Annotated in this window: 15 protein-coding genes; 12 read left to right on the top strand and 3 right to left on the bottom strand. The window is 73.0% G+C overall.

All coding sequences use genetic code 11. The features are described from left to right. Window positions 1-20 precede the first annotated feature (20 nt). The gene (gene ccrA, locus G6W55_RS07420; protein ID WP_175520241.1) at window positions 21-1,250 is read left to right on the top strand and encodes a crotonyl-CoA carboxylase/reductase; all 1,230 of its coding nucleotides are present in this window, start codon (window positions 21-23) and stop codon (window positions 1,248-1,250) included. Window positions 1,251-1,343: 93 nt separating this feature from the next. Here the strand turns inward: ccrA and G6W55_RS07415 are convergent, their stop codons facing one another. Together G6W55_RS07415 and G6W55_RS07410 are read right to left on the bottom strand one after the other, a co-directional pair. Next, a complete protein-coding gene (locus tag G6W55_RS07415; protein WP_175520240.1) occupies window positions 1,344-2,828 on the bottom strand; it encodes a class I adenylate-forming enzyme family protein in 1,485 nt (494 codons plus the stop codon). Continuing rightward, window positions 2,828-3,076, bottom strand: a complete 249-nt coding sequence (locus G6W55_RS07410) for an acyl carrier protein (RefSeq protein WP_030789047.1) — start codon at window positions 3,074-3,076, stop codon at window positions 2,828-2,830. The genes G6W55_RS07415 and G6W55_RS07410 overlap by 1 nt, the downstream gene beginning before the upstream one ends. 267 nt (window positions 3,077-3,343) lie before the next feature. Between G6W55_RS07410 and paaA the strand changes: the two genes are divergently transcribed. The 9 genes from paaA (at window position 3,344) to kynU (ending at window position 10,864) form a co-directional block, all read left to right on the top strand. Next, window positions 3,344-4,330 carry a 1,2-phenylacetyl-CoA epoxidase subunit PaaA gene (gene paaA, locus G6W55_RS07405; protein ID WP_175520239.1) on the top strand — a complete coding sequence of 329 codons (987 nt, stop codon included), beginning with the start codon at window positions 3,344-3,346 and terminating at the stop codon, window positions 4,328-4,330. A gap of 35 nt (window positions 4,331-4,365) precedes the next feature. Continuing rightward, entirely contained in the window at window positions 4,366-4,668 is a 303-nt protein-coding gene (gene paaB / locus G6W55_RS07400) for a 1,2-phenylacetyl-CoA epoxidase subunit PaaB (protein WP_175519996.1), read from the top strand. Continuing rightward, window positions 4,655-5,428, top strand: a complete 774-nt coding sequence (paaC, locus tag G6W55_RS07395; RefSeq protein WP_254876147.1) for a 1,2-phenylacetyl-CoA epoxidase subunit PaaC — start codon at window positions 4,655-4,657, stop codon at window positions 5,426-5,428. The genes paaB and paaC overlap by 14 nt, the downstream gene beginning before the upstream one ends. Continuing rightward, on the top strand, window positions 5,425-5,922 hold the full coding sequence (gene paaD, locus G6W55_RS07390) for a 1,2-phenylacetyl-CoA epoxidase subunit PaaD (RefSeq protein WP_175519994.1): 498 nt from the start codon (window positions 5,425-5,427) through the stop codon (window positions 5,920-5,922). The genes paaC and paaD overlap by 4 nt, the downstream gene beginning before the upstream one ends. 11 nt (window positions 5,923-5,933) lie before the next feature. Then, window positions 5,934-7,052 (top strand): 2Fe-2S iron-sulfur cluster-binding protein, encoded by a 1,119-nt coding sequence (locus G6W55_RS39200; protein WP_175519993.1) that lies wholly within the window; start codon window positions 5,934-5,936, stop codon window positions 7,050-7,052. Between the two features lie 24 nt (window positions 7,053-7,076). Continuing rightward, window positions 7,077-7,856, top strand: a complete 780-nt coding sequence (locus G6W55_RS07380) for an SDR family oxidoreductase (RefSeq protein ID WP_175519992.1) — start codon at window positions 7,077-7,079, stop codon at window positions 7,854-7,856. Window positions 7,857-7,918: 62 nt separating this feature from the next. Then, window positions 7,919-8,767: a tryptophan 2,3-dioxygenase gene (locus G6W55_RS07375; protein ID WP_175519991.1), complete on the top strand. Its 849-nt coding sequence runs from the start codon at window positions 7,919-7,921 to the stop codon at window positions 8,765-8,767. Beyond that, window positions 8,757-9,608, top strand: a complete 852-nt coding sequence (locus G6W55_RS07370) for a S9 family peptidase (protein WP_175519990.1) — start codon at window positions 8,757-8,759, stop codon at window positions 9,606-9,608. The genes G6W55_RS07375 and G6W55_RS07370 overlap by 11 nt, the downstream gene beginning before the upstream one ends. Beyond that, the gene (gene kynU, locus G6W55_RS07365) at window positions 9,605-10,864 is read left to right on the top strand and encodes a kynureninase (protein WP_175519989.1); all 1,260 of its coding nucleotides are present in this window, start codon (window positions 9,605-9,607) and stop codon (window positions 10,862-10,864) included. The genes G6W55_RS07370 and kynU overlap by 4 nt, the downstream gene beginning before the upstream one ends. 101 nt (window positions 10,865-10,965) lie before the next feature. Here the strand turns inward: kynU and G6W55_RS07360 are convergent, their stop codons facing one another. Beyond that, a complete protein-coding gene (locus G6W55_RS07360; RefSeq protein ID WP_175519988.1) occupies window positions 10,966-12,816 on the bottom strand; it encodes a M1 family aminopeptidase in 1,851 nt (616 codons plus the stop codon). Between the two features lie 357 nt (window positions 12,817-13,173). On the opposite strand from G6W55_RS07360, the gene G6W55_RS07355 reads away from it, so the two are divergent. Next, a complete protein-coding gene (locus G6W55_RS07355; protein WP_217686657.1) occupies window positions 13,174-17,232 on the top strand; it encodes a molybdopterin-dependent oxidoreductase in 4,059 nt (1,352 codons plus the stop codon). A 163-nt stretch (window positions 17,233-17,395) separates the two neighbouring features. Beyond that, the gene (locus G6W55_RS07350) at window positions 17,396-21,301 is read left to right on the top strand and encodes a glycoside hydrolase family 2 TIM barrel-domain containing protein (RefSeq protein ID WP_175519987.1); all 3,906 of its coding nucleotides are present in this window, start codon (window positions 17,396-17,398) and stop codon (window positions 21,299-21,301) included. The last annotated feature ends 7 nt before the right edge of the window (window positions 21,302-21,308 follow it).

The following is a 21,308-nucleotide window of genomic DNA, read 5'->3' as shown; positions in this document are numbered from 1 at the left end:
CCGGACCGACGCTCAGGAGACTGCCCGTGACCAAGGACCTGTACGAACTCGGCGACGCCCCCGAACTCGGTACGGCACCCCGGCGGATGTACGCCTCGCTCATCCGCCAGGAGCGCTACGGCGAGCCGATCGGCGCCTTCCGCACCGAGGTGGTGGACGTGCCGCCGCTGCTGCCCGGTCAGGTCCTGATCAAGGTGATGGCGGCCGGCGTCAACTACAACAACGTGTGGGCGGCGCTGGGTTCACCGCTCGACGTGATCGGCGCGCGGCAGAAGCAGGGCGCCACGGAGGACTTCCACATCGGCGGCTCCGACCTGTCCGGCATCGTCTGGGCCGTCGGGGAGGGCGCGCGCGGTGTGCGTCTCGGGGACGAGGTGACCGTCCTCGCCTGTCGCTGGGACGAGTCGGCCGAGGACATCCGGCTCGGCGCCGACCCGGTGACCTCCTCCTCGCTGCGGGTGTGGGGCTACGAGGAGAACTACGGCTCCTTCGCCCAGTTCGCGGTCGTGGACGACTACATGGTGCATCCCAAGCCCGCCCGGCTGAACTGGGCGGAGGCCGCCTGCTTCATGGCGACGGCGGCCACCGCGCACCGGCAGTTGTTCGGCTGGCAGCCGCACACCGTACGGCCCGGCGACCCCGTGCTCATCTGGGGCGGCGCCGGCGGTCTGGGCAGCATCGCCATCCAGCTCGTGAAGCACGCGGGCGGCATCCCCGTCGCGGTCGTCTCCAGCGAGGAGCGCGGCGAGTTCTGCATGCGGCTCGGCGCCAAGGGGTGGATCGACCGGCGGGAGTTCGACCACTGGGGCCGGCTGCCGCACACCGACGACGAGGCCGCGATGAGCGCCTGGCTGTCCGGCGCCCGCGCCTTCGGCCGCCGCTACTGGGAGGTGCTCGGCGAGCGGCGGGCGCCGCGCATCGTGCTGGAGCACTCCGGCGCCGACACCATCCCCACCTCGATCTACATGGCCGACAACGCGGGCATGGTCGTCATCTGCGGCGGCACCACCGGCTACAACGGCGATGTCGACCTGCGGTTCCTGTGGATGCGGCAGAAGCGGCTCCAGGGTTCGCACGTCGCCAGCCGGCGCGAGGCACGTGAGGTGACCCGGCTGATCGACCAGGGCGCGATCGACCCGTGCCTGTCACGGACGTTCGCCTTCGAGGAGATCGGCCTCGCCCACCAGCTCCTGCACGAGAACCGGCACCCGGCGGGCAACATGGCCGTCCTGGTCAACGCGGAGGCGTGAACGACGTCGGCGTGGCCGTGTGAACGACGGGAGGGGCCGGCGACACCCGGTCGCCGGCCCCTCCCGATCTCCATCCGATCCCGTTCGCGGGACTCAGTTCCCGTCCCGCAGCAGCTTCTTGATGATCTTCCCGGCGGGATTGCGCGGCACCTGCTCGATGAACTCCACGCTCCGGGGCCGCTTGTAGGGCGCGAGGTTCTCCCCGAGATGGGCGAGCAGCGTACGCGCCTCGGTGCCCTCCTCGGCCACCACGTACGCGAGCGGCACCTCCCCGAAGTCCTCGTCCGGGATGCCGACGACCGCCGCGTCCCGGACCGCCGGATGGGTCAGCAGGGCCCGTTCGATCTCCGACGGGTAGACGTTCTGCCCGGCCCGGATGATCAGGTCCTTGCTGCGGTCGACCAGATGGATCCGCCCCGCCTCGTCCACGAACCCGAGGTCCCCGGTGCGCACCCAGCCGTCGACGGTCACCTCCTCGGTGGCCGCCGGGTCGTTCCAGTACCCGCGCATCAGCCCCGGGCCGCGCACCACGATCTCGCCGACCTCGCCCCGGCCGACCTCCCGGCCGTCCTTGCCGAGGGAGCGCGCGGACATGCCCGGGATCACCCGGCCGCACGGGATCCGGGCGCCCGCGTCCCCGGGCGCCGGATGCTCCTCCGGGCCCAGGGTGACGAACGGGCCGCCGACCTCCGTCATGCCGTAGACCTGCCGGAAGCCGCAGCCGAGCCGGTCCACGGCGTCGGCGTACACGTCGAGCGGCATCGGCGCCGCGCCGTAGAGGACCTCGCGCAGCGAGGACAGGTCCGTGTTGTGCGACGCCTTGGCCTGGAGCAGGAAGCGCAGCATCTGCGGCACCAGCCAGATGTGCGTGGCCCGGTGCCGTTCGACGGCGGCCAGCGCCCGCTGCGGGGTGAAGCCGGGCATCAGCACCACCGTGGCCCCGGCCGCGAGATAGGTCAGGGAGACGACCATGCTGCCGTGGTACAGCGGGCAGCAGTTGACGAGCACCATGTCGTCGGAGGGCCGGGCGACGGCCAGCCAGCCGAGCGCGATGGCCCGGAACGACGCCTCGTCCACGGTGACGCCCTTGGCCTGACCGGTGGTCGCCGAGGTGTGCAGCACGGCGACCGGATCCGTGTCCGGGATCACCGGCAGCGCGGTGTCCGCCGCGACCGTGCCGAGCGCGGCGAAGACCGGCTTGTCGAGCGCCACCCGGATCCTTACGCAGGCGGGCAGTTCGGTGTGCCGGTCGAGGAGCGCCGACTCGCCGAGCACCGCGACCGCGCCGACCCGCTCGATGATCCCGGCCACCTCCGGCACCGCGAGGCTGTGGTTGAGCGGCACGAACACCGCGCCGAGCCGCGCCAGCGCGAAGTAGCTCTCCAGCACCTCGATCCGGTCCAGGGAGAGCACCGCGACCCGGTCACCGCGTTCGATGCCCAGCTCGCCGAAACCCCGGGCGAGTTCGGCGGTACGGGCGTCGAACTCGGCCCAGGTGAGCGAGCGGTGTTCGTCCACGAGGGCCAACCGGTCCGGAAAGCACTGCCGGTTGCGCTCCAGGAGCTGGGTCAGCCACATCACGCGCCGCCCGACACACCGCCGGCGGCGCGCTCGGAGACGAACCGCTCGTAGTCGCCGATCGTCCGGAGCTTCTCCATGTCCTCGGCGGTGATCTCCACCCCCGTGCGCTGTTCGACCAGCAGCACCAGCCGCACCAGGTCACCGGAGTCGATCCCGCTGCCCGCCAGGTCGACGTCGTCGCCGATGGTCTCCGCGTACTCGACCGTGCCGGTGAGTTCGACCAGCAACTCCCTGATGGAGCTCATGACTTCCCCTTCGATTCGGCTTGTTCCGCGCGTCCTGCTCGGCCGTGCGTGTCATCAGGGGAAGAGGAGCCGCCCGCGCCCCGCACTCCCCGGCACCCCGGGTGACATGTGTCACGCGGACTTGCCAGGGGCGGCCGGGATAGCGGGACCGGTCCACCGCCTCTTCTATCGGTGAGAGCCCCCGGGGGAGGTCCGCAGGAGCACGGACCGTCCGCCCCGGGGACGGCCCGAGGCGAAGGAGTGACGGTGGACACGGCCGAGACGATCATGGACTCCGAAGCGGCGCTCACCGCGCGCTTCGAGGCGCTCCTGGAGGCCGGCGAGACCGTCGAGCCGCGCGACTGGATGCCCGACGGCTACCGCCGCATGCTGCTGCGGCAGATCGCCCAGCACGCCCACTCCGAGATCATCGGCATGCAGCCGGAGGGCTCCTGGCTCACCCGGGCCCCCTCCCTGCACCGCAAGTCCGTACTCCTCGCCAAGGTCCAGGACGAGGCCGGCCACGGCCTCTACCTCTACGCCGCCGCCGAGACCCTCGGCGCCGACCGCGCCGACCTGCTCGACGCCCTGCACCAGGGCCGCCAGCGCTACGCCGCCACCTTCAACCACCCGGCGCTGACCTGGGCCGACACCGGCGCCATCGCCTGGCTCACGGACGGCGCCGCCGTCGTCAACCAGGCGCCGCTGACCCGGACGTCGTACGGCCCCTACGCGCGGGCGATGCGCCGGGTCTGCCAGGAGGAGGCGTTCCACGTCCGGCAGGGCTACGACCTGATGAAGGCCCTGTGCGAGGGCACCCCCGCCCAGCGGGAGATGGCCCAGGACGCCGTGGACCGCTGGTGGCTGCCCGCCGTGGCGCTGATGTTCGGGCCGCCCGACACGCTCGCCGGCGGCGCCGACGCCCGCACGGCCGCGCTCGGCGCCCAGGTGTCCCGGCAGGCCATCGCCTGGGGCATCAAACGGCACACCAACGACGAACTCCGCCAGCGTTTCGTCGACCACTGCGTGCCCCAGGCGCATGGCCTCGGACTGACCCTCCCCGACCCCGGCATCCGCTGGAACGAGGAGCGCGGCCACTACGACTTCGGGCCCGTCGACTGGGACACCTACCGCGGCGCCCTCGCCGACGACTCCCACACCGCCCGCCGGCGCGTCGCGCACCGGGTCGCCGCGCACGAGGACGGCGCCTGGGTGCGCGAGGCCGCCGCCGCGTACGCGGCCCGCGCCGGGGAGACGGCGGAGGCCGCGCTGTGAGCGGCGGCAGGGAGCGGGAGACGGAGAGGGAAGGCGTGGCACCGTCCTGGGAGGTGTTCCTGCGGCCCCGCCGCGGCCTCTCCCACCAGCACGTGGGCGCGGTCCGGGCGGGCGACGCCGACATGGCCCTGGAACACGCCCGCGACCTGTACACCCGGCGCGGCGACCCGCTGTCCCTGTGGGTGGTGCGCTCCGCCGACGTGCACGCCGCGTCCCCCGCCGAACGCGACCCCTTCTTCAGCAACGCCCGCCACAAGCCGTACCGCTACCCAGAGCACTTCGCGCCGATGACCGGGGGAGACGACAAGGACGATGACGGTCACGATGCCGACGACTGAGACCCGCGAGGACCACGACCTCGCCCTCCTCGCCCTCCGCCTCGGCGACGACGCCCTCGTCCTCGGCCAGCGCCTGTGCGGGTGGATCACCCGGGCGCCGACGATCGAGGAAGACCTCGCCCTGTCCAACATCGCCCTCGACCTGATCGGCCACGCCCGCGCCCTGCTCACCCTGAGCGGCACCCTGGACGGCACCGGCCGCACCGAGGACGACCTCGCCTACGACCGCCCCGACCGGGAGTTCCGCAACACGCTCCTCACCGCGCTCCCCAACGGCGACTTCGCGATGACCGTCGCCCGCCAACTCGCCTACAGCCACTACGCCGTGCTCTTCTACGAGGCGCTCTCCGACAGCACCGAACCGGGGCTCGCGGCCTGTGCCGCCCGGGCCGCCAAGGAGGTCGGCTACCACCGGCGGCACGCCGACGGCTGGACCGTACGCCTGGGCCTCGGCACCGCCGAGAGCGCCCGGCGGATGCGGGCCGGACTGGACGCCGTGTGGCCGTACACCGCCGAGCTGTTCGACGAGGACGACCTGACGCTACGGCTGTCCGCCGCCGGGTCCGCCGTGTCGCCCCGGACGCTGCACCCGGTGTGGCGCGAGCGGGTGGGCGCGGTGATCGAGCGCGCCGGACTGACCGTGCCCGCCCCGCGCTGGGAGGCGCGCGGCGGCCGACAGGGGTTGCACGGGGAGGAGTTCGGACCACTGATAACGGAACTCCAGTCGGTGCGAAGGCAGTTCCCGGGAGGCACCTGGTGACCGGCCGACGACCGCTCGCCGTGGACGAGGTGCGTGCCCGGATCGACGCCGTCCCCGATCCCGAGCTGCCCTTCGTCACCCTCGGCCAACTCGGTGTCGTCCACGCCGTGTCCATGGCGCCGGACGGCCGGATGGAGGTCGAGTTCACGCCCACCTTCCTCGGCTGTCCCGCCCTGTCCGAGATCGCCGCCGCCCTCGCGGAGACGCTCGCGGAGTGCGGGCACCCGGACGGCAGGGTCCGCCAGGTGCTGACCCCGGCGTGGAGCACGGACCGCATCACCTCCGACGGGCGGCGCGCGCTCGCCCAGCACGGCATCGCCCCGCCCGGCCCGACCTCCGCCCCGGCATCCGTCCGCATTGGTCTCGGCGCGCCCTGCCCGAACTGCGGCAGCCGGGCCACCCGCCCGCACTCGCCGTTCGGGCCGACCCGCTGTCAGTCGGTCCTGGTGTGCGCGTCCTGCCGCGAGACGTTCCCGTACCTGGCCACGGTGTGAGGCGCCCCTCCATGAACACGACCACCACCCTGGACACCGAGCCGCGCCGCACCGGCTGGTACCCGCTCACCGTCATCCGCAAGGAGCCGCTGACCGAGGACGCCGTGGCCGTCACCCTGGACGTGCCCCCGGACCTCGCCGCCACCTTCGCGGCCGTCCCGGGCCGGCATGTCGTCGTACGGCACCGTCGGCCCGGCCGGGAACTGCGCCGCGCCTACTCGGTGTGCCCGCCGCCCGGCGCACCCGGTGCCCTGCGCCTGGTGATCCAGCGCGCCACCCCCGACGGCTTCGGCACCCACGCCCGCACCGCCCTCGCCGTCGGCGACACCCTCGAACTCACGCCGCCCACCGGGACGTTCGGGCTCCCGCGGATCCCCGGCGCCCACCATGTGCTGATCGCCGGCGGCAGCGGCATCACCCCGCTGGCCGCCATGGCCGCGGGCGCCCTGCGCGACGACCCCGGGTGCCGGGTCTCCCTGGTGCACGCCGCCCGTACGGCGGGCACGGCCCTGCTGGCGGACGAACTCGCCGAGCTGAAGGACGCGTTCGTCGACCGCTTCACCGCGCTGTACGTCCTCTCGCGCGAGCGCCGGGAGAGCGATCTGTTCTCCGGGCGGATCGACGCGGACCGGCTGCGCCGGCTGCTCACCCTGCTCGACGCCCGACCCGGCCGCACCACCACGTTCAGCCTGTGCGGGCCGTGGGGCCTGGTCGAGACCGCGCGCACCACCCTCACCGACTGGGGCGCACCCGCGGGGACCGTCCGCCGGGAACTCTTCTCCGCCGACGGCGCGCCCGGCGACCTCCCCGGCCCCGCCGACGACCACGGCCCCGCCGCGCCCACCCCCGGAACCTCCCGGATCCGCGCGGTGATCGGCGGACGGACCACCGCCGTGACGATGGCCCCCGGCGACCGTGTGGTGCTGGACCCCGTGCTCCGGGCCCGCCCCGAGGTGCCGTACGCCTGCCGGGACGGCGTCTGCGGAGGCTGCCGTGCCCTCGTCGTCTCCGGCGAGGTGACGCTCGGCCGTCAGCACGCCCTCGACCCGCGGGACCTCGCGGCCGGCTACACCCTGGCCTGCCGCGCCCGCCCCGCCACCGCCGACCTCACGCTCGACTTCGACGCCTGACACCCGACAGCTAAGGACACGCACTTGACCACCACCACGGGACGACACCAGGACAGGACCGCCCTGGTCACCGGAGGCAGCCGCGGGATCGGCCGGGCCGTGGCCGGGCGCCTGGCCCGCGAGGGCGCGCTCGTCGCCGTGCACTACGGGCACGACCACGGCGCCGCCGAGCGCACGGTGAAGGAGATCGAGGCGGCCGGCGGCCGCGCCTTCCCGGTCCACACCGAACTGGGCGTCCCCGGCGACGCCGCCGCCCTGTGGGACGCCTTCGACCGCGCCCTGGCCGCGCGCGGCGAGGAGCCCGGGGTGGACATCGTCGTCAACAACGCGGGCATCACCCTGCCCAAGCCCATCGAGCACGTCACCGAGGAGGAGTACGACCGCGTCTTCGCCGTCAACACCAAGGCGCCGTACTTCATCCTCCAGCGGGCCCTGGGCCGGCTCCGGGACGGCGGCCGGATCATCACCGTCTCCTCCGGCGCCACCCGGATCGCCTACCCGGCGATCGCCACCTACTCGATGACCAAGGCCGCCCTCGACAGCCTCACCCTCTCCCTCGCCCTCCAGCTCGGCCCCCGGGGGATCACGGTGAACACGGTCGCGCCCGGCTTCACCGACACCGAGATCAACCCCACCCTCCAGAACCCGCAGATCCGTCAGGCGCTGGCGTCGGCCTCCGTCTTCGGCCGGCTCGGCACGCCCGCGGACATCGCCGACGTGGTGTCCTTCGTCGCGAGCGACGAGGCCCGCTGGGTGACCGGCCAGTGGATCGACGCCACCGGAGGCGTCCACCTCGGCCTCTGACCCGCCGGCCGGTCACCCCCCGCCCTCACCCTCTTCCGAGCGGAAGCCCCAAGGAGCCATCGATGAACGACGGCACGTCCGCGCTCGCGGACCTGTCACCGGACGACCCGCTGGTCCAGCCGTTCTCCGGCGCGAGCCCCTACGACGACTATGTGCACGCCTCGGTCCTCAACTCCCTCCAGCAGCCGCTGACCGAGGCCGCCGACGAGATGGGCTTCCTGGTCACCACCCAGGTGATGGAACTCTGGTTCACCCTGATCGTCCACGAATGGCGCACCGCCCGGGACGCGTTCGCCAAGGACGACCTGGACGCCGCCACCGACGCCCTGGTGCGCAGCCGCCGCGCGGTCGGCGCCCTGGTGGACTCCTGGCAGCCCATCGCCGCCCTGACGCCCGCTCAGTTCAACGGCTTCCGGGCCGCGTTCGGCCAGGCGTCCGGCTTCCAGTCCGCGATGTACCGGCACATGGAGTTCCTGCTCGGCGAGAAGTCCGCCGCCCTGGTCCGCGCCCACCGCGGCGACCCGACGGTCCACGAGGCACTGCGCGAGGCCCACCGCGAACCCTCCCTCTACGACGAGGTGTTGGGCTATCTGCACCGCCAGGGCCTGCCCGTGCCCGAGCACGTCCGGGAGCGGGACGTCGCACAGCCCTACGCCTCCGACCCCGGCGTCGTCGCCGTCTGGCGGCAGGTGTACACCGGCCCGCAGCACCACCCGCTGCTCGCCCTCGGCGAACTCCTCACCGACATCGCCGAACGCGTCACCCGCTGGCGCTTCGACCACGTCATGGTGGTGCGCCGCGCGATGGGCACCAAGACCGGCAGCGCGGGCTCCTCCGGCGTCGACTTCCTGCGGGCACGCGCCGACCGCCTCGTCTTCCCCGAACTGTGGGCGGTGCGCGGTGACATCTAGGGAGATCTCGGCGTTCGCCGCCGAGGAGGAGACCCGGGTCCTGTCGCTGCGGCCGGTCCTGGCCCCCGTCCACGGCCGCTACGGCGACCATCCGCACCAGACCTACGACGCCTGGCCCGCCGAGGACCCCGCCGCGCCGCTGGTGATCCTGCTGCACGGCGGCTACTGGCGCTACGACCGGATGCACCTCACCCCGTTCGCCGCCTACCTGGGCCGGCAGGGCTTCTCCGTGCTGCTCCCCGGCTTCCGCAGATCGGGCGGCGCGGGCGGCTACCCCGAGACCTTCGACGACATCGCCCGGATCGTCGACACCCTCCCCGAGGGACGGCCGTACGTGCTGGCCGGGCACTGCTCGGGCGGTCATCTCGCGCTGTGGTGCGCCGCCCGCGCCCTGCTGCCGGCCGGGTCGCCCTGGCACAGCACACGCCTGCCCCCGGCGGTCCTCGCCCTGGCCCCGCTGACCGACCTGGACGCCACCCGCCGGGACCGGCTCAGCAACGACGCCGCGCTGCAACTCCTCGGCGGAGCTGAGGAGTTCGAGGCGCGGATGGCGTCCGTCGACCCGCTGACCCTGCTCAAGGGCGCCGGTACGACCGGCGTCCGTACGGTGCTGCTGCACGGCGAGGTGGACGAGGAGGTCCCGCTCACCCAGTTCACCGACTACGCGGCCGTGCACCGGGACCTGGAGACCGTCGTCCTGCCCGGCACCGGGCACTACACGCTGATCGAGCCGGGCGCCCCGGCCGCGCTCGCCGTCGCCGACACCCTGCGCCGGCTGTCCGCGCCCTGGACCGAGAGCGCCGCACCCCGGCCCGCACCGGAGGAGTCCCCGCACCCATGACCAGCGCGCCGCCGACACATCACCACGAACTCGCCCTCATGGCAAAGGAGTTGGACGCCAGCGCCCCGCTCGCCGGCATGCGGGACCGGTTCCTGCTCCCCGAGAACGTCGTCTACCTGGACGGCAATTCGCTCGGCCCGCTGCCCGCCGCCGTCCCGCCCGTCCTCGACGACGTCCTGCGCCGCCAGTGGGGCACCGACCTCATCGCCTCCTGGAACACCCACGGCTGGTGGGACGCGCCGCTGCGGGTCGGCGACACGGTGGGCCGGATCGTCGGCGCCGCCCCCGGGCAGACCCTCGTCGGCGACTCGACGAGCGTGCAGCTCTACAACGCCCTGGGCGCGGCAGCCGCGTTGCGCCCCGGACGGCCCCTGCTGGTCACCGACCCCGGTCACTTTCCCACCGACCGGTACATCACCGACTCGGTGGCCGCCCGGCAGGGCCTTCAGGCGCGCCGGGTGCGGCCCGCCGACCTGGGGGAGCTGCTCGCCGCCGAGGGCGACCGGGTCGCCGTGGTCGGCTACTCGCCCGTCGACTACCGCACCGGCGAACTGCACGACATGGCCGCCCTCACCCGGGCCGCGCACGACGCCGGGGCGCTCGTCCTGTGGGACCTGTGCCACGCGGCCGGCGCGATGCCGGTGCAACTCGACGCGCTGGGCGTGGACTTCGCCGTCGGCTGCGGCTACAAGTTCCTCAACGGCGGCCCCGGCGCCCCCGCCTTCCTCTACGTCGCCGCACGCCACCACGAGCACTGGAGTCCCGCCCTGACCGGCTGGACCGGGCACGCCGACCCGTTCGGACTGCACGACACCTACACCCCGGCCCCCGGGATCGCGCGGGGCCGCGTCGGCACGCCCCCGATGCTCTCCCTGCTCTGCCTGGAGGCCGCGCTCACCGTCTTCGACGGACTCGACCTGGACCAGGTGCGCGCCAGGAGCCTGTCCCTGACCGGCTTCCTGCTGCACTGCGCCGGCACCCTGCTGGACGGTCTCGGCTTCGAGCCGGTCACCCCGGCCGAGCCCGAACGCCGGGGCAGCCAGGTGTCGTTGCGTCATCCGCACGCCTACGGTCTGGTGCGGGCGCTCGCCGCCCGGGGGATCGTCGGCGACATGCGCGCCCCCGATCTGCTGCGCTTCGGCGTCAACGCGCTCCATCTCTCGCACACGGACCTGCTGCACGCGTTGACCTCCCTGCGGGAGATCGTGACGACGGGCGCCTACGACCCGGCGCCCGAGCGGAACGCCGTGACCTGAGCCGGGCCGGTCGGACCGGGTGGACCGGGTGGACCGGGTGGACCGGGTGGACCGGGTGGACCGGGCGGCACGGCGCCAACCGTGCCGCCCGGCAGACCCGTTCAGCCCTCGATACGGTGCGTCGTCCAGAACGACGTCAGGTCAGTCGTCGTGGCGGCCTGCGCGGCCGCCTTGAACTCGGCCGTGGTCGAGACGCCGTACCAGTGCGAAGTGGCGTAGTCCTTCAGCAGCTTGGCCATCGCGGTGTCGCCGATCAGCCGCCGCAGATCGTGCAGCGCGCACTTGCCGTAGCCGTAGACGACGGTGGAGTAGCGGGAGGAGTGCGTGTCCCAGTAGGCCATCGAGTTGGTGATCTTCTCGGCGGAGGACGCCCAGGACACGCTGTTCCAGCAGTTGGCGCCGGTCTTGCCGAGCGCCAGGTCGGTGGCGTAGTCGGTGAACGACTCGTCCAGCCAGGGGCTCGTGTACTCGTCGTCGCCGACGATGCCGTACCACCACTGGTGGCCGATCTCATGGGTGAGCGCGGTGGTGCTGACCAGGTCGAGGACGAACCCGGGGTACTCCATGCCGCCGAACCAGAAGTTGTTGTCGATGACGGCGTCCAGCTCGCCGTACGGGTAGGCGCCGAAGCGGGAGGCGTGGGCGTCGACGGCGGTGCGGGCGGTGGTCAGCATCGACTGGGCGCTGGCCGCGCTGATCCCGGTGACGGAGTAGACGTTGACCGGGGTTCCGGCGGCCGAGGTGCCGGAGATCCTGCTGAACGGCCCGGCCGCCCAGGCGAAGTCGCGCACCTGCGTGGCGGTCGCGGTGGTGACCGTGCGGCCGCTCGACCCCGGTGTGTCGACGGAGGTGCCGGTGGCCGGGACCAGCAGGGTGCTCGGATGGTCGAGGGTGACCCGGTAGTCGGCGGCCAGCGAGTAGAAGGACTCGCCGTTGTTGGTGTACGGGTCCAGATGCCAGCCCGCGCCGTCCTTCACCGCCAGCACGGGCAGCGCGTTGCCGATGAAGCTGAAGGCCCCGTCGTGGCCGAACCGGTCGGCGCCGCTGGGCACGGAGATGCCGAGGTCGAAGCCGATCGTGGCGCTCTGCCCCTGCGCGAGGGGCGTGGCCAGGGTGATCGGCAGCGCCGTGCAGGAGACCGAGAGCGCGCCCGCCGTGCCGCCGGTGACGCCCGTGACCGTGATCGGGGGCGCGGAGCAGGTGCCGTGGTAGTTGTCCCACAGCCGCAGATAGACCTCGCCGAGCGGGGTCGCGGAGGCGTTGGTGAAGGTCGCGCTCTGATGCCCGGTCCACACCGTGCCGGTGCTGTCGCTGCTCAGGGAGACGGTGTACGACGGTGCGATCGGCGTCCGGGTGCCGTCCGCGGGCGGGGTCGTGGTGTCCTCGGTGTCCAGGGCGATGTCGTCCAGGACGAAGTTGGTGCGGAGGCTGGAGTCCTCGGTGCCGGTGAGGGCGAGCGTGACGGTCTGACCGGCGAACGCCGACACGTCGAAGGACTTCCGCGTGTACCCGGTGTTCTTGTCGAGGTTGGAGTACGTCGCGAGGGTCGTCGAGCCGATCTTCGCCGTCAGCTTGTCGTACGCCGTGGAACTCGTCGTCTCGGCGGTGTCGACGTGCAGCCAGAAGGAGAGGGTGGCGCGGGCGCATCCCGAGGGCACGGTCACGCTCTGGGTGAGCGTGTCGGTGTGGGTGGAGCCGGTGCCGCCCAGCCAGGCGTATCCGGTGCCGCCGTGGGCGCTCTGCCCGGCGCGGGTGGTGATCAGGGACGACGAGGACGCGGTCCAGGAGGCGGCGCCGCTCTCGAAGCCGCCGTTGGCGACGGACTGGGTGGGCGTGCAGACGGCCTGCGGAGCGGCGGCCGCCTCGGACGGCGGGGCGGGGAGGGACAGGGCGGCCGTGGCGGCGAGCGTGAGCAGGGTCGCGGCGAGGGCCCTGCGGGGCGTGGGTCTCACGTGGCTCCTTTCCGGCGGCCGGGATGCCGGCCGCGCGGTGACTGTCCTGACGGTGGAGCGACGGCTGTCGGAAGCCTGACAGCTTTGACGAGGTCATGCCATCCAGGGATGGCAAAGGACTCACACCCGCCCACCTGCCGCTGTGCGGGGCGCTTAACCCCCGACGGCCGGTCCGGGAGACACCTGCGTAATGCACACTTCGTACGGTCACAGTGGCTCTCATCAGGCCGATCACCGAAACGAAGTCACACGAACGAAGTCGGACGAACGAAGTCGGACGAACGACGTCAGAACGAAGGGGAGTCGCCCGTGGCCCAGGTGCGCACGGTCTGCTCGTACTGCGGTGTCGGCTGCGGCATGCTCCTCGACATCGGCAGCGGACCCGACGGACGCCGTACGGTCCTGAAGGCGTCCGGGGACAAGGCGCACCCCGCGAACCGCGGCCGGCTCTGCACCAAGGGCGCCACCACCGCCGACATGCTCGCCGCGCCCGGCCGCCTCACCACCGCCCTCGTGCGCGCGGACCGGGGCGAGGAACCGGAGCCCGCCCCGCTGGACGCGGCCGTCGCCGAGACGGCCCGGCGGCTGCGGGCGATCGTGGACGAGCACGGCCCCGACGCCGTCGCCCTCTACGTCTCGGGCCAGATGAGCCTGGAGGCGCAGTACCTGGCGAACAAGCTGACCAAGGGCTATCTGCGCACCAACCAGATCGAGTCGAACTCCCGGCTGTGCATGGCCAGCGCGGGCACCGGCTACAAGCTGTCGCTCGGCGCCGACGGACCGCCCGGCTCGTACGAGGACCTCGACCGGGCCGACGTCTTCCTCGTCATCGGCTCCAACATGGCCGACTGCCACCCGATCCTCTTCCTGCGGATGATGGACCGGGTCAAGGCGGGCGCGAAGCTCATCGTCGTCGACCCGCGCCGCACCGCCACCGCCGCCAAGGCCGATCTGTTCCTCCAGCTCGCGCCCGGCACCGACCTCGCCCTCCTGAACGGCCTGCTGCACCTGCTGCACGAGAACGGCCACACCGGCCCCGGCTTCATCGCCGCGTACACCGAGGGCTGGGAGGCGATGCCCGACCTGCTCGCCGACCACCCGCCCGCCACCGTCGCCGCGATCACCGGCGTCCCCGAGGCCGACCTGCGCGAGGCCGCCCGGCTGATCGGCGAGGCGGGGGAGTGGACGAGCTGCTGGACCATGGGCCTCAACCAGTCCACCCACGGCACCTGGAACACCAACGCCCTGATCAACCTGCACCTCGCCACGGGCAAGATCTGCCGCCCCGGCAGCGGCCCCTTCTCCCTCACCGGCCAGCCCAACGCCATGGGCGGCCGCGAGATGGGCTATATGGGCCCCGGCCTGCCCGGCCAGCGCTCGGTGCTGGCCGACGCCGACCGCGCCCTCACCGAGGAGATCTGGGGACTCGAACCCGGCACCATCCGCGCCGACGGTGTCGGCAAGGGCACCGTCGAGATGTTCCGGAAGATGGCCGACGGCGAGATCAGGGCGTGCTGGATCATCTGCACCAACCCGGTCGCCTCCGTCGCCAACCGCAGGACCGTCATCGAGGGACTGGAGGCCGCCGAGTTCGTCGTCGCCCAGGACGTCTTCGCCGACACCGAGACCAACGCCTACGCCGACGTCGTCCTGCCCGCCGCCCTGTGGACCGAGACCGAGGGCGTCCTGATCAACAGCGAGCGCAACCTCACCCTGGCCCGCCCCGCCGTCGACCCGCCCGGCGAGGCCACCGCCGACTGGCGTCTGATCGCCGCCGTCGCCCGCGCGATGGGCTTCGAGGACGGCTTCTCCTACGACAGCGCGGAGCAGATCTTCGAGGAGATCAAGCGGTTCCACAATCCGCAGACCGGCTACGACCTGCGCGGAGTCAGCTACGAACGGCTCCGTGAGACCCCCGTCCAGTGGCCCGCCGCCACCGCCGAGGGACCCGACCGCAACCCGATCCGGTATGTGAACCCGGACGGCACGCTCACCTTCGCCACCCCGTCCGGCCGGGCCGTCTTCCACGCCCGCCCGCATCTGGACCCCGCCGAGATGCCGGACGACGACTACCCGTTCGTCCTGAACACCGGCCGGCTCCAGCACCAGTGGCACACCCTGACCAAGACCGGCCGGGTCGCCAAGCTCAACAAGCTCGACCCCGGCCCGTTCGTCGAGATCCACCCCGGGGACGCGGCCGCGCTCGGCGTCACCGACGGCGACTCGGTCGAGGTCGCCTCACGGCGCGGGCGCGCGGTGCTGCCCGCCGTGGTCACCGACCGGGTGCTGCCCGGCTGCTGCTTCGCGCCGTTCCACTGGAACGACCTGTTCGGCGAGTACCTCAGCGTCAACGCCGTGACCAGCGACGCCGTCGACCCGCTCTCCTTCCAGCCCGAGCTGAAGGTGTGCGCGGTGTCGCTGACGAAGGTGTCCACGCCGGTCGCCGTGCAGCCGACGGTGCCCGTCACGGCGGTCACCCCGACCGCCCTGGAGACCGCCGCCGTCCAGCCCGCCGCCGCGTCAGCCGCCGCCTCCGTCTTCGGGCTGGCCCCCGCCCCGCCGCCGGTGCTCACCGAACCCGAGCGCCAGTACCTCGTCGGCTTCCTCGCGGGCATCCCGGCCGGCGCCCCCGGCGTCCCCGTCCTGCCCCCGGACGCGCCCTTCAGCCCCGAGCACGCCCTGTGGGTCAACGGCACCCTCGCCGGCATGTACTCCCGCACCGGCCCGGCCCCCGTACCGGCGGCGTCCGAACGGGCCCCCGGCCGCAGCGTGGTGATCCTGTGGGCCTCGCAGACCGGCAACGCCGAGGAGTTCGCCGCCACCACCGCCGCCCGGCTCACCGCGGGCGGCCACGCGGCCTCCCTGGTCGCCATGGACGAGGCCGACCCCGCCGCCCTGCCCGCCGGCGCCGACCTGCTGCTGATCACCAGCACCTTCGGCGACGGCGACGCCCCCGACAACGGCAGCGGCTTCTGGGACGGCCTCGCCGCCCTCGACACCGGCCGCCTGACCGGCCGTCGGTACGCCGTCCTGGCCTTCGGCGACTCCTCCTACGACGACTTCTGCGGGCACGGACGGCGTCTGGACGACCGTATGGACGCCCTCGGCGCGGTCCGGCTGGCGCCCCGCACCGACTGCGAACCGGACTACGAGCCGCAGGCCGAGGCATGGCTCGACCAGGTGCTCACCGCCCTCAAGGACGGCACGGACCACCAGGCCCCGGCACCGGCCCCGGCACTGGCCTCGGCACCGGCCCCGGTCACGACCCCGACCCTTGCCCCTTCCCGCCCCAAGCGCCCCGCCCCCGTCACCGCCCGTCTCACCGGCAACCGGCTGCTGAGCCTCCCCGGTTCCGGCAAGGAGGTCCGGCGCTTCACCTTCGACACCCGCGACAGCGACACCCCGCTGGAGTACGAGGCGGGCGACGCCCTCGGCGTACGGCCGCTCAACTCCCCGGACCTGGTGGCGGAGTGGCTGGCCGTCACCGGACTCGACGCGCGCACCCCGGTGCCGGCCGGCGCCGCCGGCGAGGTGCCCTTCGGCGAGGCACTGCTGCGGCACCTCGACATCACCCGGGTCACCCCGGCCCTGCTGCGCTTCACCGCCGACCGCACCCGCGACCCGCGCGAGCTGCGCAAACTGCTGCGCCCCGACAACAAGGGGGAGCTGGCGAAATGGTCCTGGGGGCGGCAGGCGGTCGACGTGGCCGCCGAGTTCGGGATCCGGGCCGCCGCCGAGGAGTGGGCCGAGGTGCTCGGCCGGCTCCAGCCCCGGCTGTACTCCATATCCTCCAGCCCGCTGACCGACCCCCACCTCGTCTCCCTCACCGTCTCCGTGGTGCGCTACGAGAACCTGGCCGGCCGGCCCCGTCAGGGCGTCTGCTCGCCGTTCCTCGCGGACGCCGCCCCGGACACCGAGGTGCCCGTGCACGTCCAGCGCGCCCCGCACTTCCGGCCGCCCGCCGACCCCGCCACCCCGATGGTGATGGTCGGCCCCGGCACCGGAGTGGCGCCCTTCGTCGGCTTCCTGGAGGAGCGCCGGGCCCGCGGCCACCGGGCGCCCAACTGGCTGTTCTTCGGCGAACAGCGCCGGGCCACCGACCACTACTACGAGCGGGAACTCGCCGAACTGGGCGCCGACGGCACCCTGACCCGGCTCGACACCGCGTTCTCCCGCGACCAGCGCGCCAAGGTCTACGTCCAGGACCGGATGCGCGAGCACGGCTCCCAGCTCTGGTCCTGGCTCCGGGACGGCGCCCACTTCTACGTCTGCGGCGACGCCTCCCGCATGGCCAAGGACGTCGACCGGGCGCTGCGGGAGGTCGCCGTCGTGCACGGCGGCCTCGCCGAGCCGGAGGCGGCGGCCTACGTCAAACAGCTCGCGGCCGACAAGCGGTACGTGCGGGACGTGTACTGAGCACAGGGGCAGGCGGGGGGCCGCCAAGTCGCGTTCCGCCGAAGTGAGTTGAATTTTGGCCATCGCGGCGCGCCACTGTTCGGTTTATCAACACTATCCGACAAGATCTGACGCACCCTCCGTCCGTGCAGCCGCACGGTTCCCCCCGAGGAAGGTCGTGGTCATGTCGCACCCGCACGTGTCGCCCATGGACCGGCCGGACCGCCCCCAGCGGGTGGTCGTCAGCCGCCGTCGTCTCCTCGAAGGATCCACCGCCGTCCTCGGCGCGCTCGCCCTGTCCGGCGCCGCCGGCACCCGGCCGGCCGCCGCGGCCGACGGCACCCCCGAGTGGAACGGCCGGCTCGACGTCTTCCGCCTCGGCACCGAGCCCGCGCACACCACCCTGATGCCGTACGGCACCCTCGGCCAGGCCCTCGCCGCCGACCGCACCCGCTCCCCGTACCGGCTCGACCTCGACGGCACCTGGAAGTTCGCGTACGCCGACCGCCCCGACGACCGGGACGCCGACTTCCACCGCACCGACCTCGACGACAGCGGCTGGGACACCATCCCGGTGCCGTCCGTCTGGCAGCTCCACGGACACGACCGGCCGATCTACATCAACATCACCTACCCCTGGTGGGGCGCCAACGGCCTCGGCGAGGAGGCCCGCCCGCCGGCCGCCCCGACCCGCTACAACCCCGTCGGCCAGTACCGGCGCACCTTCACCGTCCCGCGCGACTGGGCCGGCCGGCGGACCTTCCTGCACTTCGAAGGCGTCAAATCGGCCCACTACGTGTGGATCAACGGCCGGTTGGCCGGCTACCACGAGGATTCGTACGACCCGGCCGAGTACGACATCACCCCGCACCTCAGGGAGGGCACCAACCAGATCGCGGTGGAGGTCTACCGCTACTCGGACGGCGACTGGCTGGAGGACCAGGACATGATCCGGCTGAGCGGCATCTTCCGCTCGGTCTATCTGTTCTCCACCCCCGCCGTCCACCTGCGGGACTTCCGGCTGGAGACCCCGCTCAGCGACGACCACACGGAGGCCGAGCTGGCGGTCACCGCGAGCGTGCGGGACTACGGCGGCCGGGGCGCCGGCCGGTACACCGTGGAGACCCAGCTCCACGACGCCGACGGGCATCCGGTGTGGCCCAGACCCCTCGTCCAGACGGTCACGCTCGGCGCCGGCGAGGAGAAGACCGTACGGGCCGCGAAGGCCGTGCCCCGGCCCCGGCTGTGGTCGGCCGAACACCCGAACCTCTACACCGCCGTCCTCCGGCTGCGCGACCCGGCGGGGAAGGTGACCGAGACCCTCTCCCACCGGGTCGGCCTGCGCTCCTTCGCACTGCGCGACGGCCTCATGCGCGTCAACGGCCGGCCCGTCTCGCTGCGCGGCACCAACCGGCACGAGATGCACCCGGTGCGCGGCACCGCGCTCACGCACGCCGACATGGTCGAGGACATCACGCTCATCAAGCGGCTGAACATCAACACCGTCCGCACCTCGCACTACCCCAACAACCCGCGGTGGCTCGAACTCGCCGACGAGTACGGCCTGTACCTCGTCGACGAGACCAACCTCGAGACCCACGGCATCCGCTCCGAGTACCCCGGCGACCACCCCGAGTGGACCGCCGCCTGCGTGGCCCGCGCCCAGAACATGGTCCACCGCGACAAGAACCACGCCTCGGTCGTCATCTGGTCCCTCGGCAACGAGGCGGGCGGCGGCAGCACCTTCACCGCCATGCACGACTGGATCCGCTCCTACGACACCACCCGCGTCATCCAGTACGAGGGCGACGACCGCCCCGGGATCAGCGACATCCGCTCCGAGATGTACGACACCCCGGCCCGGGTCGAGGCCCGGGCGAAGGACACCGCCGACACCCGGCCGTACGTGATGATCGAGTACTCGCACGGCATGGGCAACTCCAACGGCAACTTCAAGAAGTACTGGGACCTGGTCCGCCGGTACGACGTCCTCCAGGGCGGCTGGATCTGGGACTTCGCCGACCAGGCCCTGCGCTGGCCGGCCCCGCCCCGCCGGCTGTTCACCGAGACCGGGCCCGCCGCGCTGACCGGCGAGACCGTCGCGCCCGCCGGCACCTTCAGCCGCTCCGAGGGCCTGCACGGCGGCACCGTCTTCGCCCGCGACCCCCGCCTCGACCTCACCGGCTCGCTCACCCTGGAGGCGTGGGTCACCCCGGGCCCGGCCGGCTACCACCAGCCGATCGTCGCCAAGGGCGACACCCAGTACGCCCTCAAGCAGTCCGGCCGCACCCTGGAGTTCTTCGTCCACGGCGGCGGCCAGTGGTACAGCGCCGGCTGGCCGCTCCCGGACGACTGGACCGGCCGCGAACACCAGGTCGCCGGCGTCTTCGACGCGGACACGGGCACCGTCACCCTGTACGTCGACGGCACGGTCCGGGCCACCAGGACCGGCGCCCGGCGCCCCGACCACACCACCGCAGCGCTCTCCCTCGCCACCGACGCCGACCACCCGACCCGCGAGTTCAGCGGCACGATCCGCCGCGCCCGGGTCTACGCCCGCGCCCTGACCGCCGCCGAACTGGCCTCCGAGCGCAGGGGCCCCGACGACGACGGCGTCCGCTTCTGGTTCGACGCCGCCACCGTCGCCGTCACCGAGAAGCGGCCCCGGGACGAGACGTTCCTCGCCTACGGCGGCGACTGGGACGACAACCCCAACGACGGCGCCTTCTCCGGCGACGGCATCGTCACCGCCGACCGCACCCCCACCGGCAAATCCGCCGAGGTCAAACGGATCTACCAGGCCGTCGACGCCACCCCCGCCGACGGGGAGCGGGTGGCGCGGGGCGGCGCCGTCACGCTCACCAACGAGTACCTCTTCACCGACCTGCGCGAGTTCGACGGCCACTGGGCGCTCGTCGCCGACGGAAGGACCGTCCAGCGCGGCCGGCTCAGCCGCGCCCAGCTCGACGTGGCCCCGCTGTCGAGCAAGGACATCACCGTGCCCTTCCGGCTGCCGGACACCCCCGCACCGGGCGCCGAGTACTTCCTCGAACTCACCTTCACCACCCGCGAGAGCACGCGGTGGGCGAAGGCAGGCTTCGAGATCGCCAGGACACAGCTCCCGGTCGCCTCCGGCAGCCCCGCCGTCACCCCCCGCCCGCTGGACGGCGTCCCCGCGCTCACCCACACCGACACCGGCACCACGATCACCGTCACCGGCCGCGACTTCACGCTCACCGTCGACCGGAGGACCGGCCTCATCACCTCCTACCGGTCCCGCGGCGCCGACCTGATCTCCTCCGGACCGGTCCCCAACTTCTGGCGCGCCCCCACCGACAACGACCTCGGCAACGGCCAGCACACCCGCAACCAGACCTGGCGTGACGCCGGCGCCCGCCGCGAGGTGCGCTCCGTGACCGTGCGCGCGCTGCGCGACCGCGCCGTCGAGATCGAGGTCACCGGCACCCTGCCCACGACCACGGCATCGGCGTACACCACCACCTACACCGTGTTCGGCAACGGCGAGATCAAGGTCGACAACACCCTGCGCCCGGGCGCCCCCTCCCTGCCGTACATCCCCGAGGTCGGCACCCTGCTGACCCTGCCCGGACGGCTGGAGAACCTGCGCTACTACGGCCGCGGCCCCGAGGAGAACCACTGGGACCGCAACAACGCCACCGATGTCGGCCTGTACTCCGGCACCGTCACCGGACAGGGCACGCCCTATCTGCGCCCGCAGGAGAACGGCAACAGGACCGACATCCGCTGGATCGCGCTCACCGGCCCCGACGGCAGCGGACTGCTCGTCTCGGGCGAACCGCTCCTGGAGGTCAACGCCTCGCACCACACCCCCGAGGACCTCTCCGTGGGCGCCCGCCACGCCTACCAGCTCACCCCCCGCCCCGAGGTCGTGCTGCGCGTCAACCACCGGCAGATGGGCGTCGGCGGCGACAACAGTTGGGGCGCGCACACCCACGACGAGTACAAGCTGTTCGCCGACCGCGACTACGCGTACACCTACCGGCTGCGCCCGCTCACGGACGCCGGCGAGGCCATGCGGCTCTCCCGGCGGCCCACGGCCACCGACTAGGAAAGAA

It is taken from the genome of Streptomyces sp. CAI-85 (assembly GCF_013363615.1).
GTDB classification, from domain to species: domain Bacteria; phylum Actinomycetota; class Actinomycetes; order Streptomycetales; family Streptomycetaceae; genus Streptomyces; species Streptomyces antibioticus_B.
The sequence above is the reverse complement of the archived record's forward strand: the minus strand, read 5'-3'. Positions and strand labels throughout refer to the sequence as shown.

Excerpts from the sequence above, each read along its gene's own strand:
- G6W55_RS07350 (WP_175519987.1), top strand. The coding sequence starts at position 17,396 with ATGTCGCACCCGCACGTGTCGCCCATGGACCGGCCGGACCGCCCCCAG.
- G6W55_RS07355 (WP_217686657.1), top strand. The coding sequence starts at position 13,174 with ATGCTCCTCGACATCGGCAGCGGACCCGACGGACGCCGTACGGTCCTG.
- G6W55_RS07375 (WP_175519991.1), top strand. The coding sequence starts at position 7,919 with ATGAACGACGGCACGTCCGCGCTCGCGGACCTGTCACCGGACGACCCG.
- G6W55_RS39200 (WP_175519993.1), top strand. The coding sequence starts at position 5,934 with ATGAACACGACCACCACCCTGGACACCGAGCCGCGCCGCACCGGCTGG.
- paaA (WP_175520239.1), top strand. The coding sequence starts at position 3,344 with ATGGACTCCGAAGCGGCGCTCACCGCGCGCTTCGAGGCGCTCCTGGAG.
- paaC (WP_254876147.1), top strand. The coding sequence starts at position 4,655 with ATGCCGACGACTGAGACCCGCGAGGACCACGACCTCGCCCTCCTCGCC.
- G6W55_RS07415 (WP_175520240.1), bottom strand. The coding sequence starts at position 2,828 with ATGTGGCTGACCCAGCTCCTGGAGCGCAACCGGCAGTGCTTTCCGGAC.
- kynU (WP_175519989.1), top strand. The coding sequence starts at position 9,605 with ATGACCAGCGCGCCGCCGACACATCACCACGAACTCGCCCTCATGGCA.
- G6W55_RS07410 (WP_030789047.1), bottom strand. The coding sequence starts at position 3,076 with ATGAGCTCCATCAGGGAGTTGCTGGTCGAACTCACCGGCACGGTCGAG.